Origin of the sequence: Streptomyces sp. NBC_01618, assembly GCF_045209435.1 — a bacterium.
Taxonomy (GTDB): domain Bacteria; phylum Actinomycetota; class Actinomycetes; order Streptomycetales; family Streptomycetaceae; genus Streptomyces.
Genome location: NZ_CP109297.1, coordinates 2384245 through 2400207, shown reverse-complemented (window position 1 = coordinate 2400207; position 15963 = coordinate 2384245). Strand labels below are relative to the sequence as shown.

The following is a 15963-nucleotide window of genomic DNA, read 5'->3' as shown; positions in this document are numbered from 1 at the left end:
GCCGGCCGGCCGCCGTTGCGTCCTCGGTCGCCGCACGGGCCGCAAGAGCACGCCGTTCCCGGGCCCCGTCCCCGTCCCGGCGCCCGTAACCGGCCGGTCACGGACCGGACTCAGAAAGTCCCCGCACGCCCCTCGTGGCAGCGATGTGTCTTCCCCCACACTGGGGGGCGGTGCCTGAGTCATCGGAGCGCGGCCGGCCCACCGCACGGTGGTCCACCATCCCCCGCGATCCGGCAGCGATCACCTGGAGGTCGCCCCCGTGCAGACCCGGACCGTGACCGAAACCGAGCATGTCTCGGCCATCCCCGCGCAGAACCGGGCCGTGCATCATCCGGAGGCCGCGGTGGAGCCGCAGACACCGTCCGACCCACCCGAGGCACTCATGGAGGAACCGCCGGAGGTGCCCGACCCCCCGGAGCCCAGGGGCCGCCCCGAGACCGCCGGGACGTCCTCCGACCTCTTCCGCCAGTATCTGCGGGAGATCGGCCGGATCCCGCTGCTCACCGCAGCCGACGAGGTGGAGCTCGCCCGCCGCGTCGAGGCCGGACTCTTCGCCGAGGAACGGCTCGCGAGCACCCCGGACCCGGACACCCGGCTGGCCGTCGACCTCGACCGGCTGGTGGTCATGGGGCGGATGGCGAAGCGCCGTCTCATCGAGGCCAATCTCCGCCTCGTCGTCTCCGTCGCCAAACGCTATGTCGGCCGCGGGCTGACCATGCTCGATCTCGTCCAGGAGGGAAACCTCGGACTGATCAGGGCGGTCGAGAAGTTCGACTACGCCCGGGGCTACAAGTTCTCGACGTACGCGACCTGGTGGATCCGTCAGGCCATGTCCCGCGCCCTCGCCGACCAGGGGCGGACGATACGGGTCCCGGTCCACGTCGTCGAGCTGATCAACCGGGTCGTACGCGTCCAGCGCCGGATGCTCCAGGAGCGCGGCTACGAGCCGACGCCCGAGGAGGTCGCCGACCAGCTCGACCTCACCCCGGAGCGGGTCGGCGAAGTCCTGCGGCTCGCCCAGGAACCCGTCTCGCTGCACGCCCCGGTCGGCGAGGAGGACGACGTCGCCCTCGGCGACCTGATCGAGGACGGCGACGCCGCGTCCCCGGTCGAGTCCGCCGCGTTCCTGCTGCTGCGCGAGCACCTGGAAGCGGTGCTCTCCACCCTGGGCGAGCGCGAGCGGAAGGTGGTCCAGCTGCGCTACGGGCTGGCCGACGGGCGGCCCCGCACCCTCGAGGAGATCGGCAGGATCTTCGGCGTGACCCGCGAACGCATCCGCCAGATCGAGTCCAAGACCCTCAACAAGCTCCGGGACCACGCCCACGCCGACCAACTCCGCGGCTACCTCGACTGATCACGCGTGACGGGGCCCGTACCGCCGTCGGCGGTACGGGCCCCGTCATGTTTCCGGCCGCTCCCGTCAGTCGACTTCGGCGACCGCCTGCGCGAACTGCGCCGAATACAGCCGGGCGTACGCCCCCTCGGCAGCCAGCAGTTCGTCGTGCGTGCCCTGTTCGACGATCGAGCCGTTCTCCATCACCAGGATGACGTCGGCATCCCGGATGGTGGAGAGCCGGTGCGCGATCACGAAGCTCGTACGGCCGTGCGCCAGGCGCGCCATCGCCTTCTGGATCAGCACCTCGGTACGGGTGTCGACTGAGCTCGTCGCCTCGTCGAGCACCAGGATCACCGGGTCGGACAGGAACGCCCGCGCGATGGTGATCAGCTGCTTCTCGCCCGCGCTGACGCCGGAGCCCTCGTCGTCGATCACCGTGTCGTAACCGTCCGGCAGGGTGCGGACGAAGCGGTCGGCGTGGGCGGCCCTCGCAGCCTCCTCGATCTCTTCCCGGGTGACCTCGCGCGAAGCGCCGTACGCGATGTTCTGCGCTATCGACCCGCCGAACAGCCAGGTGTCCTGGAGGACCATGCCGATTCCCGACCGCAGGTCGTCGCGCGACATCTTCGCCACGTCGACCCCGTCGAGCGTGATCCGACCGCCCGTCACCTCGTAGAACCGCATCAGGAGATTGACGAGCGTGGTCTTGCCCGCGCCGGTCGGGCCGACGATCGCGACCGTGTGGCCCGGCTCGACGTTCAGCGAGAGGTCCTCGATGAGCGGCTTCTCCGGGTCGTAACGGAACGACACCTTCTCCAGCGAGACGCTGCCCAGCAGCTCCTTCGGGCGCTCACCCGTGCCGGGCGCGGGGTCGGCGCCCTGCTCCTCGGCGTCCAGCAGCTCGAAGATGCGCTCGGCCGACGCGACACCCGACTGCACCAGGTTCGCCATCGAGGCGACCTGGGTCAGCGGCATCGAGAACTGCCGCGAGTACTGGATGAACGCCTGCACGTCACCGATCGACAGCGAACCCGAAGCGACCCGCAGACCACCGACGACGGCGATCAGCACATAGTTCAGGTTGGAGACGAACATCATCAGCGGCTGCATGATCCCGCTGTTGAACTGCGCCTTGAAGCCCGCCTCGTACAGTGCCTCGTTCTGCTCGGCGAAGTCCCGCGCGGACTCCTCCTGCCGCCCGAAGACCTTCACCAGGGTGTGCCCGGTGTACATCTCCTCGATGTGGGCGTTGAGCTTGCCCGTCACCTTCCACTGCTGCACGAACTGCGGTTGCGACCGCTTGCCGACCTTCGCGGCCACGACCACCGACAGCGGCACCGTCACCAGAGCGACCAGCGCCAGCAGCGGCGAGACCCAGAACATCATGATCAGCACGCCGACGATGGTGAGCAGGGAGCTGATGAGCTGACCCATCGTCTGCTGCATCGTCTGGGAGATGTTGTCGATATCGTTCGTCGCCCGGCTGAGCACCTCGCCGCGCTTGGCCCGGTCGAAGTACGACAGCGGCAGCCGCGACAGCTTCGTCTGGATGTCCTCGCGCAGCTGGAACACGACCCGGTTGATGATCCGGATCGACAGCCGGGTGGCCACCAGCATGAGCAGCCCCGCACCGACATAGACCGCCAGCGCCACCAGCAGTACGTCGCGCACCGCACCGAAGTCGATGCCGTGACCGGGGACGAAGTCCACCCCGGAAAGCATGTCGGCGAGGCCGCTGTTGGTCTTGCGCAGGCCCTCCACGGCCTGCTCCTTCGTCGTGCCGTCGGGCATCCGCCGGCCGATGACCCCGGCGAACACCAGGTCGGTCGCCCTGCCGAGGATCTTCGGCCCGACCACCGACAGCCCGACGCTCACCACGCAGGCCGCCAGCATCACGTACAGCGAGGCCTTCTCCGGAGCGAAGCGCTTCAGCAGCCGCTTCGAGGACCCCTTGAAGTCCATGGACCGGTCGGTCGGCGCCCCGCCCGCCATCATGCGTCCGCCAGGACCGGCCATTACGCGGCCTCCGCTTCCGTCAGCTGGGAGAGCACGATCTCCCGGTACGTTTCATTGCCGTCCATCAGTTCGTGATGGGTACCGGAGCCGACGACCCGGCCCTCGTCCAGTACCAGGATCCGGTCGGCGTCGCGGATGGTGGACACCCGTTGCGCCACGATCACCACGGTCGCCTCGGCCGTCTCCTGCGCGAGTGCCCCGCGCAGCGCGGCGTCGGTCGCGTAGTCGAGCGCGGAGAACGAGTCGTCGAAGAGGTAGATCTCCGGCCGCTGCACCAGCGTCCTGGCGATCGCCAGCCGCTGCCGCTGCCCGCCGGACACATTGGTGCCGCCCTGCGCGATCGGCGCGTTCAGGCCGTGCTCCAGCGCCTCGACGAACTCCTTGGCCTGCGCGACCTCCAGCGCGTGCCAGAGCTCCTCGTCGGTGGCGTCCGGGTTCCCGTACCGCAGATTCGTCGCGACCGTCCCGGAGAACAGGTACGGCTTCTGCGGCACGAGGCTCACGGTCTTCGCCAGCAGCGCCGGCTCCAGCGTCCGTACGTCCGTGCCGTCGACCAGCACCTGGCCGTCCGTCACGTCGAACAGCCGCGGTACGAGCCCGAGCAGCGTCGACTTCCCGCTGCCCGTCGACCCGATGATCGCGGTGGTCTCGCCGGGGCGGGCCACCAGATCCACCGACCGCAGCACCGGCTCCTCGGCGCCCGGGTAGCGGAAGTCCGCCCCGCGGACCTCCAGATGACCGTGGGCGCGCAGCTCGCGCACCGGCTTGACGGGCGGAATCACGCTCGACTCGGTCTCCAGGACCTCCTGGATGCGCTCGGCACAGACCTCGGCGCGCGGCACCATCATGAACATGAAGGTGGCCATCATCACCGACATGACGATCTGCATCAGATAGGAGAGGAACGCGGTCAGCGCGCCGATCTCCATGCCGCCGCTGTCGATGCGGTGGGCACCGAACCAGACCACGGCGATCGAGGACACGTTCACGACCGTCATCACGGTCGGGAACATCAGTGCCATCAGCCGGCCCGTGGACAGCGCCACATCGGTCAGCTCGGTGTTGGCACCGCGGAAGCGCTCCTCCTCGTAACGGTCGCGGACGAAGGCGCGGATGACGCGGTTGCCGGTGATCTGCTCACGCAGCACCTGGTTCACCGTGTCGACCCGCTCCTGCATGGTGCGAAACAGCGGCCGCATCCGCTTGACGATCAGGCTCACCGCGATGCCGAGCACCGGCACCACCGCGAGCAGCACCGCCGACAGCGGGACGTCCTGGCCGAGTGCCATGATGATGCCACCGACGCACATGATCGGCGCCGAAACCATCAGGGTGAACGTCATCAGCACCAGCATCTGGACCTGCTGGACGTCATTGGTCGTACGCGTGATCAACGAGGGCGCGCCGAACCGTCCGACCTCACGTGCGGAGAACGACTGCACCCGGTCGAAGATCGACGCGCGGACATCACGGCCGAGGGCGGACGCGGTGCGGGCGCCGTAGAAGACGGCCCCCATGTTGCAGACCACCTGGCCGATGCTGACGGCGATCATGATGCCGCCGAACTCCAGGATGTAGCCCGTGTCCCCCTTGACGACACCGTTGTCGATGATGTCGGCGTTCAGGGTGGGCAGATACAGGCTGGCGCAGGTCTGCAGGAATTGGAGGAGGACCAGCAACAGGATGGGTTTCTTGTACGGACCGAGATGGGCCCGCAGGAGTTTTATGAGCACGCGTGTCTCTCGGAGTCGGCAGAGGTCGGGAGACGACCCATTTTCCGGTACCCCCGAGGGGGACCGCGAACGATTTTCTTCAAGACCAGGTCAAAAAACTGACCGAGTACACATGCGGAAGATCGATCTCCGGCGGGTGTACCCGGTCATGTCACGCAGGGTGTGCGGCTCAGGGCGCGGAGTCGAACGCCCCCGGATGGATCTGGTCCCGCGTCGCCACGTACTGCTGGCGGACCGCCTGCCCGACCGCCAGTTCCTCGCCCGGCTCCAGCACCTGCGCCGCGGCACCCTGCCAGGCCGGGGGAGTGAGCGGATCCGCCGTCCCCTGCGAGACCCCCAGGGCCCAGGCCGCCTGCCGGGCCGCGCCCAGCGCCGCGTACTCGGCGGGCTGCGGCACGACCACCTGCGTACCGAACAGCGCGGGCGCGAGCCCCTGCACGGCGGGCAGTTCGGCCGCCGCGCCCAGCAGGAACACCCGCCGCACCTCGACCCCGCGGCCGCGCAGCACATCGAGCGCGTCGGCCAGCGAGCACAGCATCCCCTCGAACGCCGCCCGCGCCAGATGCTCCGGCTTCATCGACTCGCGCCGCAGCCCGCACAGCGTCCCCGCCGTGTGCGGCAGATGCGGGGTGCGCTCGCCCTCCAGATACGGCAGGAGTACGAGCCCAGAGGCGCCCGGCGTCGACTTCAGCGCCAGCGCGGACAACTCCTCGAGCCCCTCCACGCCCAGCATCTCGGCGGTCCCGCGCAACGCGCGTACCGCGTTCGACGTGTACACCACCGGCAGATGCATGCCCGTCGCGTCCGCGAACGAGGTGATCATCCCGCTGGGATCGGACAACGCCTCGTGGTGCACCGCCATGACCGAACCCGACGCGCCCAGCGACACCACCGCGTCGCCGACCCCGACACCCAGCCCGAACGCCGCCGCCATCGTCTCGCCGGTCCCCGCGGAGATCAGCAGCCCCTCGGGCGTCGTCCCGGCCGCGTCGGAGGGGCCGAGCACCTCGGGCAGCGCCGCCTGGTGCCCCAGCGCGAGCTCCACCAGATCGGGCCGGTAGGAACCGCTGCCCGCCGACCAGTAACCGGTGCCGGACGCCGCGCCCCGGTCGGTGGTCCGCCGGGCCGGCCGCCCCAGCAGCTGCCACACCAGCCAGTCGTGCGGCTGCAGCACCGAGGCCACGCGCCGCGCCGCATCCGGCTCCGCCCGAGCCAGCCAGCGCAGCTTCGCCACCGGCTGCGCGGCCTGCGGCACCGCCCCGACCGCCTCGGCCCAGGACTGCCGCCCGCCGAGCCCGTCGACCAGATCGGCCGCGGCGACCTGCGCACGCTTGTCATTGCCGAGCAGCGCCGGACGTACGAGATTGCCCTGGTGGTCCAGCGGCACCATGCCGTGCTGCTGCGCCGAGACCCCGATGGCCTGCACGCCTTCGAGCAGCCCGCCGTCGGCGGCCTCACCGAGTGAGAGCAGCCACGCCTGCGGGTCGACCTCGGTGGCCTTCGCCTCGACGGGGTGTGCGGCGTATCCCCGGCGCAGCACGGCACCGGTGTCCGTATCGCAGACGACGATGTGCGTGAAGGCGGAAGAACTGTCCAAGCCGGCGACTATGCCCATGCCCAAGATTCTGCCGCACCGCCGGAGCGTTTCCGTACCGGTGATGCGGCAGCGGGCGGGCGGCCCGTTCGGCTACGTGTTGGTGGTGCCCCAGTCGTCCTCGCCGTTCTGGCCGTTCCGCCTGCGGTCCCGCAGCGAGCGCACCCGGTCGGCCACCGAGGCGGGCACTTTCTCGCCGACTTTCCCGCCGACCGCGTGGCAGGCCTTGTCGGCCAGATCGCGGCCGCTGCGGGCCGCGGACTCGGCGGTATTGCGCACGGCCGGATTCTGCGCGAACTGACGTGCGGACTTCTTCATCTGCTCGTAGCGCTCGCGCCCGGCCCGCGTGCCGATCACGTATCCGAGGGCCAGTCCGGCGATGAACGTGAGCCGGTACCGCATGGCTGCCACCCTTCCTTGCTCACTGCGAAGCTTCAGTGCGACGTGTGCTGCCCGCCTACCCGCGGGCGCCTGAGATCACCCCGGGGGATACCGATTGGCAAAGCACCCCCCTGCTTGCGCTAATGTATGTGTCGCAGCGAACGAGCGCCGCCCGGCAGCAGCCAGGTAGGTAGGGTTCGGTGCACATGCAGCAATCCCCTGTAGCTCAATTGGCAGAGCAGCCGGCTGTTAACCGGCAGGTTACTGGTTCGAGTCCAGTCGGGGGAGCGCGATCCCCTGTAGCTCAATTGGCAGAGCATTCGGCTGTTAACCGGAGGGTTACTGGTTCGAGTCCAGTCGGGGGAGCGGAACGGAAGAGGACCCTGCGGGGTCCTTTTTCGCATGCCCACGGCCGTCCGGCGCCGTGGTGTGCGGCGTGGTGCGTGTGGGGCTCAGGTAACTCTTTCGCGTCTACCTCGCACCGTCCGGAACCGGGCAGGGCGCAGCACGGTCTTCATGGTCATGTGTGGCCGACCAGCCGGAGCGAGAGATCGTATGACCGGCTATGCTGCGGCAGACGGCGCGCACACTTGTACGCGCCACGCCGAAAAGGGGCGGTAGCTCAGCCGGTTAGAGCAGCGGACTCATAATCCGTCGGCCGTGGGTTCGAGTCCCACCCGCCCCACTGAGATCCCCAGGCAGAATCGTTCTGACCTGGGGAAACGTGTTTTTCTGGGGTCGTTTTGCGTGTGGCGGACGCCTAACGGGGGTGTGGCGAATGCGAGTCTTCGTGTGCCGTTGATGAGCCTTGGGTGGCTGTGACCTGGTCTTTTGCGGTGACGCCTCTATGGGATGCGTGATGGAGTGATCCCACGGCCGAAGGTGGAGCCCTCTCGGTACCTGGCCTGCCTCCTGCTCAGTGACTGCCGCCGCGAATGTTGGTGACGTATCTTGGCTATGTACGTCATGTACTCGTGGTGAGGGATGGCTGGTATGTCTGTGACGCAGGTCGATCTTGATGACGAGGCGTTGGCCGAGGCGATGCGGCTGATGGGTGCCACGACGAAGAAGGAGACGGTCAACGGGGCTCTGCGGGACTACGTGGCGCGCGTCAAGCGCCTGGAGGCTGCGGAGAAGCTGGCCGCGCGGGGTGAGCGGGGCGAGTTCGAGGCTGCGGCTGCGGCGCACGCGGCGGCGAAGCGAGCCCGGCGGGCAGCGTTCGAGTGATCACGTACCTCCTCGACACATCTGCTCTGTGGCATCTCTTCCGTACGCCGGGGGCGTTGCGGCCCTGGGAGGGACACGTCGCCGCCGGCGTGTTCCATATCTGCGAGCCCACGAGGGCGGAGTTCCTCTACTCGGCTACCAGTCCAGCTCATCGCGATGAGCTGGCCGAGGAGCTGGATGATCTCTGCCGTCTCTCGCCGGTTCCCAAGAACGCGTGGGGCTGGGTCGACACCGCGCAGTACAAGCTCACCCAGAGAGGGCAGCACCGTGCCGCCGGAGCCATTGACCTCCTGGTGTGTGCGACGGCGGTCCATCACGGTCACACGGTGCTCCACGTGGACAACGACTTCGCCACGGTGGCGGCGGTTCTCAAGGAAGTGCAGCAACGGGACGTACGCGGCTGACCCGCAGCCCCACCGAGAGGTTTCCGCAGGGTCGGGGTGTGGTGGCGTAGGGCCTGGCCGGCATCATCGAGGAAGTGAACTGCCCTGGGAGCGTGCGATGGTTCGGCCTACGCCTGGACCGGACATGCAGGGGTGGTCAAGAGCATCGGCCAGTGCCCGTGCAGACCCCCGGCGGGGGTGCGAAGCGGGCCGGGAGAGGAGATTGGTGTCATTGCTGCCTACTGTCAGGGCGCGGCGGCGGGCGGACTGACGGCGAGGTGACGGTCAGGCGGCGCAGTTGTACCGCTTGGCGAGCCTGGTGGCCACTTCTCGCATCACGGTTGCGTTGTTGCGCGTTGCGGTGTTCGGGTCGACGAGACTCTTCTCCTTCAGCCTGGCCAAGCGCTCCTCTTCCTGTGAGGGCACGTCGAGTGACGCTGTGATGTAGGGGGCGGTCGAGCCCATGCGGGCGGCGCAGCCGGCGGGCAGTGTGACCTCGGCCTGGTCGGGGAGTGCCCAGCCGGTGAACCCGGGACCGAGAGGGACGGAGTCCTTCTTGTTGCCGGGGGCGCTCCGGGTGTCTTCGATGAGCAGTTTGTAGACGCCCCGGGGGTAGTCGTTGTCCGGGTTGGCGCGCAGTACGGAGCATCCCTTGAACACTGCGAAGTCAGTGGTCTTGCCCTTGCTCTCCCACTCGTCCGTGCTGACCTCGCCTCCCTTGCCGTCGTCGATCAGTTCTGCGGTCTCCCGGCTGAGCGCACCATGACACAGGGTCTGCGGCAGCGGCGGCTTCTCCGCGTTGTCGGGCCAGAGGCTCGCCGTCACGACGGCCACCCCGGCGGCGCCGAGCACGATGGTCAGCGGCAGCCACTTCTTGTCCATCGGTTATTGCCCCATCCACTTGTCGGCGTCGCCCATGCCGTTTTGGTACCACTGCTCGGTGATCGACTGGAGGTGGTCCTCGTACTCGCCGGGGCTCGCGTCCAGCTCGTCCTTTGAGAGCCCGCGCTCTATCGCCGTCCTGCGCAACATGCCGTACATCTGCTTCTCGCCGTAGTCGTAGTGCTTGATCATGTTGTTGCGGGTCTCGGCGTCGACCTTGGCGTTCTCATCGTTCAGGTGCCCGTTTAGGCCAGCGTCCACCGAACGTTGAATAGCGTCGCCGGCGATCGGGATGGGGGTCAGCAGCCCGCCGACGATGTGGTAGTTGAGCACCCTCTTGTAGGCGTTGGCGTCCTTCTCCGCCTGGCCGAGGTCATAGATGACGTCGCCACGTACGCCGTCGAGGTGGCCGAGCACCGAGGCGGACTGCTTGACCCAGGCCCGCAGCTCCGGGTCCTCCTTGCGGAAGGAGTCCGCCGGGAAGCGGTCGAGCCCTTCGCTGGTGACCACGCTTTGCGAGGCGTGGATCATCTTGTAGGCGTTGGGGTCCTCCGCCGTGGCGCGGATGATCCGTGTGAGGTCGCCCCGGTCGATCTCGAGCTGGTTGAAGTCGGTCGGCCCGTCCATCTTCTTGCCGAGGATCTGGTGCACGTCGGAGCCGTAATCGGCGATCATGTCGGCCATCGGCAGCCGCATGGAGACGGGAACGGCACTCTGGTCCTTGTGGAGCGCCTCCGTGTACTCGCCCATCACCCGCTCGAAGATCGCGGTCTCGGCGGCGTCGTGGTGTACGGGCACCGGGTGTATCGGTGAGCCGGGCACGCGGCCGGTGGACGCGGACTCGAGCGCGAGGCCGAGTTCGGCGCGGGCCGAGGTGTACTGGGTCTCGTCCGGCATCTTGCTCTCGACTTCGCCGCCGGGCCACTCCCGGTCGTCCAGGAAGTACTTGAGATTGTCGGTGGTGTTCGGGTCGAAGTAGTGGGTGGAGGCGGAGGGGTTGCGGCTCATGGCGTTCAGCAGGCCCTTCATCGGGTCCTCCTGCGTGCCCTGCCAGTTCTTCATGACGCCGTCGTAGGCGTCGTCATTGTCCGTCTCCCACTCACGGATGGTGTCACCGACCTCGGTCAGGAACGCCTCGCTGTAGACCGGGTCGCCCTCGTCCTTCCTCCAGGGCGAGGACTTCTCCTTGGGGTCCTTGGTCGGGTCGTACACAGCGTCGTCGCCGGCGTCGGCGGCCATCAGGTCGGTGAGGTTCTTCAGGGTCGCGGCGCCGCCCGCGATGGCCCCGGGGTGCTGGCGGGGCAGACCGTTGCCGTCGCGGGCCGTGGTGATGAGCTTGTCGGTCCAGGCAGAGGTGACCCCGCCGGGGGTACCGATTGAGGAGTCGGGTCCGGTGGCTGTGGCAAGGGAGCCGGACAGTGCCTTGTAGAGGCGGGCGTCGGTGCTGGAGAGCTGGCCGTCGGGGCCGCCCGTCTCCAGGCTGCTGGCGAGCAGCAGCACGGCCTCCTGCTGTTCGCGGCCCCGGTAGCTGAGGTTTGTCATCAGCTGCTCGGCGAAGGCCGGCGAGTCCTTGCCTTCCTCGGCGAGCGTGAGGAGTCGCTCGCGCTCGTTGTCGTCGAGGTGTTCCCAGCGGGCGTAGAGTTTGGCGGCCTCGCGGCCGTTCTCCGCCTGCTGCTGCTCCTCGGCGCGCATCCTTTTGGCATCGGCGACACCACTGAGATCGGTGCTTCCGAAGTCGTTGGGGTGGTTGCGGATCAGTGCCCGCAGGCCCCAGGCGCAGAGCTCATCGGCTTCGTTGGCACGCTTCAGGATCCCGTCGATCTTGCCGCGCAGCGCCTCGAACTGTGCCTCGGTGGCGAGAGGTTCGGTGCTGTCCTTGGACCGGCGGTCAGGGTGTATTCGATGGCTGAGAACGCCGTCGGGGTAGATGGTGATTCCCGGCGGAGGATTTTCATACGTGTGCTTGAGGTCGTCCTGGGCTGTCTTGAAGAGGGTGTGGGCGTCCTTGAGGAGGTCGCGTACTGACTCGGCCTCGGTGACGGCGTCACCGAATTCCTTGGCGGTCTTGGTGACGAACTCTTTGGTGACGGTGGCGTTCTCGCCCTTCCAGCTGGACTTGTCGGCCTTGATCTTCATGGCCGACGCGTCGGTCTGGAGGGGTGAGGTCAGCTTGCCAATCATCTCGGTCCACTGGGTCACCGCCGTGTCGAGCGGGCCGAGTCTGGCAGTGAGGAGCTGCTCGAAGGTGGGCATGGCGCGGCGGCTCCTTACTGGAAGTACTTGCTGATCTGCGAGGCGGGAACGGCACCGTCTGCTTCTGCGGCGACGGGACCGACGATGCGCAGCTGCGTCTCGATCCACTCGTCGTCGGCCTTCTTCGAGACCTTCGTGAAGTCGAGGTGGTTGGAGATATGGGCGCACGCCTGAAGGAGGGTTTTCACCTGCGTCTCCCAGGTCCCGATCACTTCCGTGAACGCCGCGCCGGTGTCGAACCCGTCGCCCTTGAGGCTCGTACCAGCGGTCTCACTCGCTACCTTCGCGTGCTTACCGGTCGACTCGAGGCCGTTGAACAGGTCGAATGCCGCGTGGCCGATGTCCCCCAGCTCGTCGTCCGAGACCACGTAGTCGGCCGAGCCTTTAGCCGGCCCCGGACCGCCACTGTCGCCGACCGTGTTCAGTCTCATCGCGGCGGCGGCCTTCAGCTCGCCCCATTCCTCTTCGAACGACATGATCCACACCCCGTGTACTCATAGATAGTCGCCTGGCGCGCCACGATACCCGCGTGATCAAACGATTCGCCAAGCAAAGGGTCTTCGACATCCTGGGGAGGCGCCGAAGCTCCATCGAGGAAACGGTCACCACAACTCGCGTTGGCTCGGAGGAGCTTCGAGGGAGTCCATCGGCATCGTCGTACTCGTCTACGAGCGGCCCTCGGTCGGACCGGCCGCCGGACGCCGGCAAAGGCGCGCCTCGCTACGGAGTGTCATTCCGTGTGGCCAAGAGGGGCAGCTCGGCCCACCGCCGTGCGGAGACGATCCGATGGTGCTGCAAGGTGAGATTCTTGCCGTGCCCCTCGGAAGCAGGGCGCGTACGCGACGGAGAGCGAGCGGTGTGGCGAACGCCTAACCGAGCCCCGTTCGAGCTGGATCGAGGCGGATGCAGCCGGATGGAAACGGGTGGCTATGTCCGTTGTTTTGGCATCGTCGCAGGTGAGAGGCGTCACCGGTTTGGGTTCGAGTCCCACCCGCCCCACTGAGCAACCCCAGGAAGAATCGTTCTGACCTGGGGAGACGCGTTAACTGGGGTCATTCTGCGTTAGGTGTTCGCCTCACGGTGGTGTGGCGGACGTGGGTCTTCACGCGTCGAAGGCGTCTCCTGCACGGCTGTGACCTGGATTTTTCTGTTTTCGCGGCCGTGGGAGGGTTGGCAGCGGTCCCACGGCCGTGGCGCAGGGATGTGACGGCTGCCCTCCCCAGCCTGCCGCTGACGTTGGCGCAACAGAAAGGCTTCCGGGGATACGCGCTGACCTGCCCGAGGACTCCGGCCCAGGTCTACGCGGGCACACGCGTCGGGCATCGACTGTGTGCTCGGAGGGTGTGTCGATTGGTGCCGGTCATGGCTGGTGAGCGTCAGTCCGGTTGTGGCTGCGGCCACAGGAGCTCGAACTCGGCCGGAGCGAAGAAGCCCGAGGCCGGCAAGATCAACTGCGAGGCAACCGTCCGTGACGACGTCCAGACCGTGTTTGGCCGCCCGGAATCATGCTGGAAGAGTGGGCACGCAAAGCCCTCCGGCCGACCGCGTGAACGGTTCATCCGTATTCGCTGCAAAGCAGTGGCTCACGAACGAAGCGAGCTGAGACGATCGGTACTGACTGAGGGTGTCCGCCTATATCGCGGCACGCAGCTGCAGAGCATCACGGCGGAGTAGCGGTGCTTGAGCGCGCAACGATGACTGGCGTGGCGAGCGGCGCTCGCCGGGTTGGAGGAGGTTCGCGTGCCGCTGCAAGGCCGGGGCGTTTGCTGGGCCGACAGTACGTGCGGGCCCGGTGCCAGCGGCGGCCCCGGGCCCCGCATGCTCTGTTCGCGCCCGCTGCCATCGATGAGCCGGGGCTGACATGCGACCTTGTCTCGCGGTCTGCCTGGTGGCTGATCTCTTGCAGCTTGGCCGGGGACGGTCGCCAGTCATGCGGAATCAGGCGAGCGCCCTCAGGGCCGCTGCGGACGAAACAAGACGGTTCCTGTCGAGTCGCTCGATCACGTCGGCGACCGTGCCGGGTGGGCTCTTCCAACTGTCGGCGATGCGTTGGATCTCTCCGTAGACGATCTCCGGCGCCAGGTCTATCTGCGCTTCGAGGAATGCGTCCGGGTGGACGGCTTCAACGTCCCAGGGCGCCAAGGCTTCCGCAGGGAAATCTTTGAGGTTGAACGTCACGATCACTTGGGCTTTGGTGCGGATCGCCGCAGCCAGGACGTGGCGGTCGTCCTTGTCCGGGAGTTCCAGTATGTCGATGAGCGGCTCGTGCCCCTTGACAAGGCAGTCCCGTACGGCTGCCTTCATCAGCCGCCGTGTCCTGTCGAGGGCTTCGGGGGCGAGGTCCGGCCGGTCGGCCTTCAGGTTGCGAAACGTCTCGTCGAGGATGGTCTCCGTCCACTTCGCCTGCACAAGGCCGGCCCCCGCGACGCGGATGAGGACGTCGCGGAGGATATTCGGGTAGAGCACGTTCGCGTCGTAAACGGCGACGAAGGCCATCGACTACATCATTCCCATCTCCTGGCCGAGCTGAGTGAGCTCGTCTGCTGCTTCACGACGGCGCCGGTCGTCTGCCTGCTTGTACTCCATGAGCGACGACGCCGTGATTCTGCGGTGCGTTCCGACTAGACGGCACTCGATTTCGCCTGCGTCCAAGAGGCCGATGAGGAAGGGCCGGGACACGTTGAGGATGTCTGCCGCTTGCTGGGTGGTGAGCTCCGCAGTGCTGGGGACGATGGACACGCCTCGGCCTGCCCCTAGGTGGGCGAGGAGACCGGCGAGGAGCTCGACGGCTTCACGGGGCAGGGTGAGGGGCTCAAGCTCGTTGTCGTCGAGTGGCTTGACGGCAATCTGTCCGAGGTCGGGGTGCTCGGTGAGGTAGCTGCGGACACGAGTGAGGGCACGGTTCGCTGTGGCGGTCTTCTCGGGCGGGAGCTTAACGGGCCTGATGTCTGTCTTCGTCACGGTGCGCCCCTAAATTTCGTGGCGGGTGGGCGTCATTGCTTGGCGGTGTCTCTAGTATCCGCAATATCCGCAACATGCGCAATAAATAAAACACGGCTGGGTCGAACGTAGGGAGCTGCCGCCGATCCTCGCGAGGGGGATCGAGGGGAACGCAGCCGGATGGAAGCGGCGGCTATGTCCGTTGTTTGGCGTCGTCCCAGGTGAGAGGCGTCACTCGTTTGGATTCGAGTTCCACCCGCCCCACCAGAGCAGAAACGTCGTGACCTGCGGAAACGTCCGTTTGATGGGTGCCGGACAAGCGCGGTACCGCACGGGTCCCTCGTACGCTTGTCTGCACGGCCCAAATTGAGGCGCAAAACTGAGCTCCGGAGGGACCTCTCGCACCGTCTACGGGCGAGCCGACTGGGGCGCACCCCTCGTGGTGCAATGAGACCTTCGGTGATCTCGGCCCCCGGCGGAACGGTTCTGGGGCTTGGTGAAGGGTCACGGACGGTAATGGCCGTCGGGGTGGGTCGAAGGCGTGGCGTTGTCAAGCATGAAGGACCGGCGGTGCAGCCGCGAATCCACGACCTCTGCCGCGCGCGGTTCCTGGCTCATCGCCGGCAAGGTTCCACTGCCCGTGATCCAGGCCCGGGGGCGGTTCTGCCACTCGAGCATGCCGGCGACCACGCTGTCGGTGATCGTGGAGATCGTCTGTTTCGACACGCTTGCGCCGTAGACCTCGGCCAGGTGCGCGGAGATCTCCCCGTGCGTCAGCCCCTTCGCGGACAGTGACAGCACCATCTCGTCCACACCGGTCAGCCGTCGCTGCCGCTTCTTCACCAGCACTGGCTCGAACGTGCCGTTGCGGTCCCGGGGCACCTCGATCTCCACCGGCCCAACCTCGGTCGTCACCGTCTTCGTACGCCGCCCATTGCGGTAGTTCTCCCGGCCTCCCTCGGCCCGTTCCCCGGGTCCGTGCCCCAGGTGATCGGTCAGCTCGCCCTCCAGGGCGGACTCCAGGACCCGCTTCGTCAGCTGCTGCAGCAGACCGCCCTCGCCCGTCAGCCGCAACCCACCCGCCTGAGCACCCGCGATCAACTGCTCGATCAGCCGGTCATCCGCACCCACGGCCAGCACCCCGGCCACCTCCCCGGCACCCGACTCGGCCACACTCAACTCGGTCATCAACTTCCGCTTCCTGCTCGGGAGTTACAC

At 67.4% G+C, this 15963-nt stretch carries 12 protein-coding genes, 3 tRNA genes and 1 pseudogene; 6 read left to right on the top strand and 10 right to left on the bottom strand.

The annotated features are described in order from the left end of the window. Positions 1-259: 259 nt before the first annotated feature. Positions 260-1354, top strand: coding sequence for an RNA polymerase sigma factor (locus OH735_RS11380; protein ID WP_406381258.1), 1095 nt, complete (start codon positions 260-262; stop codon positions 1352-1354). A 66-nt stretch (positions 1355-1420) separates the two neighbouring features. Here OH735_RS11380 and OH735_RS11375 read toward each other — a convergent pair whose 3' ends face one another. The 4 genes from OH735_RS11375 to OH735_RS11360 form a co-directional block, all read right to left on the bottom strand. After that, positions 1421-3352 (bottom strand): ABC transporter ATP-binding protein, encoded by a 1932-nt coding sequence (locus OH735_RS11375; RefSeq protein ID WP_406381257.1) that lies wholly within the window; start codon positions 3350-3352, stop codon positions 1421-1423. Then, positions 3352-5085 (bottom strand): ABC transporter ATP-binding protein, encoded by a 1734-nt coding sequence (locus tag OH735_RS11370; RefSeq protein WP_406381256.1) that lies wholly within the window; start codon positions 5083-5085, stop codon positions 3352-3354. Before OH735_RS11370 ends, OH735_RS11375 begins: the two co-directional genes overlap by 1 nt. 169 nt (positions 5086-5254) lie before the next feature. Continuing rightward, a complete protein-coding gene (locus tag OH735_RS11365; RefSeq protein WP_406381255.1) occupies positions 5255-6700 on the bottom strand; it encodes an FGGY family carbohydrate kinase in 1446 nt (481 codons plus the stop codon). A gap of 72 nt (positions 6701-6772) precedes the next feature. Then, positions 6773-7081, bottom strand: a complete 309-nt coding sequence (locus OH735_RS11360; RefSeq protein ID WP_406381254.1) for a YtxH domain-containing protein — start codon at positions 7079-7081, stop codon at positions 6773-6775. Between the two features lie 194 nt (positions 7082-7275). On the opposite strand from OH735_RS11360, the gene OH735_RS11355 reads away from it, so the two are divergent. The 5 genes from OH735_RS11355 to OH735_RS11335 all read left to right on the top strand — a co-directional run bounded on the left by OH735_RS11355 (position 7276) and on the right by OH735_RS11335 (position 8691). Next, positions 7276-7348: transfer RNA gene (locus OH735_RS11355), tRNA-Asn, on the top strand. Positions 7349-7353: 5 nt separating this feature from the next. Then, positions 7354-7426 (top strand) — tRNA-Asn (locus OH735_RS11350). Positions 7427-7671: 245 nt separating this feature from the next. After that, positions 7672-7745: transfer RNA gene (locus tag OH735_RS11345), tRNA-Ile, on the top strand. A 308-nt stretch (positions 7746-8053) separates the two neighbouring features. Then, on the top strand, positions 8054-8287 hold the full coding sequence (locus tag OH735_RS11340; RefSeq protein ID WP_406381253.1) for a type II toxin-antitoxin system VapB family antitoxin: 234 nt from the start codon (positions 8054-8056) through the stop codon (positions 8285-8287). Beyond that, on the top strand, positions 8284-8691 hold the full coding sequence (locus tag OH735_RS11335; protein ID WP_406381252.1) for a PIN domain nuclease: 408 nt from the start codon (positions 8284-8286) through the stop codon (positions 8689-8691). The genes OH735_RS11340 and OH735_RS11335 overlap by 4 nt, the downstream gene beginning before the upstream one ends. Before the next feature lie 264 nt (positions 8692-8955). Here the strand turns inward: OH735_RS11335 and OH735_RS11330 are convergent, their stop codons facing one another. The 6 genes and pseudogenes from OH735_RS11330 to OH735_RS11305 form a co-directional block, all read right to left on the bottom strand. Continuing rightward, positions 8956-9552, bottom strand: a complete 597-nt coding sequence (locus OH735_RS11330) for a hypothetical protein (RefSeq protein WP_406381251.1) — start codon at positions 9550-9552, stop codon at positions 8956-8958. A 3-nt stretch (positions 9553-9555) separates the two neighbouring features. After that, positions 9556-11805 (bottom strand): DUF6571 family protein, encoded by a 2250-nt coding sequence (locus OH735_RS11325; protein ID WP_406381250.1) that lies wholly within the window; start codon positions 11803-11805, stop codon positions 9556-9558. Between the two features lie 14 nt (positions 11806-11819). Then, positions 11820-12281, bottom strand: a complete 462-nt coding sequence (locus OH735_RS11320; RefSeq protein ID WP_406381249.1) for a hypothetical protein — start codon at positions 12279-12281, stop codon at positions 11820-11822. 1462 nt (positions 12282-13743) lie between these two features. After that, positions 13744-14301, bottom strand: coding sequence for a PIN domain-containing protein (locus OH735_RS11315; RefSeq protein ID WP_406381248.1), 558 nt, complete (start codon positions 14299-14301; stop codon positions 13744-13746). 3 nt (positions 14302-14304) lie between these two features. Then, positions 14305-14766, bottom strand: coding sequence for a helix-turn-helix domain-containing protein (locus tag OH735_RS11310; protein WP_406381247.1), 462 nt, complete (start codon positions 14764-14766; stop codon positions 14305-14307). 629 nt (positions 14767-15395) lie between these two features. After that, positions 15396-15933 (bottom strand): annotated as a pseudogene (locus OH735_RS11305) (transposase); the annotation flags it as partial. Between the last annotated feature and the right edge of the window lie 30 nt (positions 15934-15963).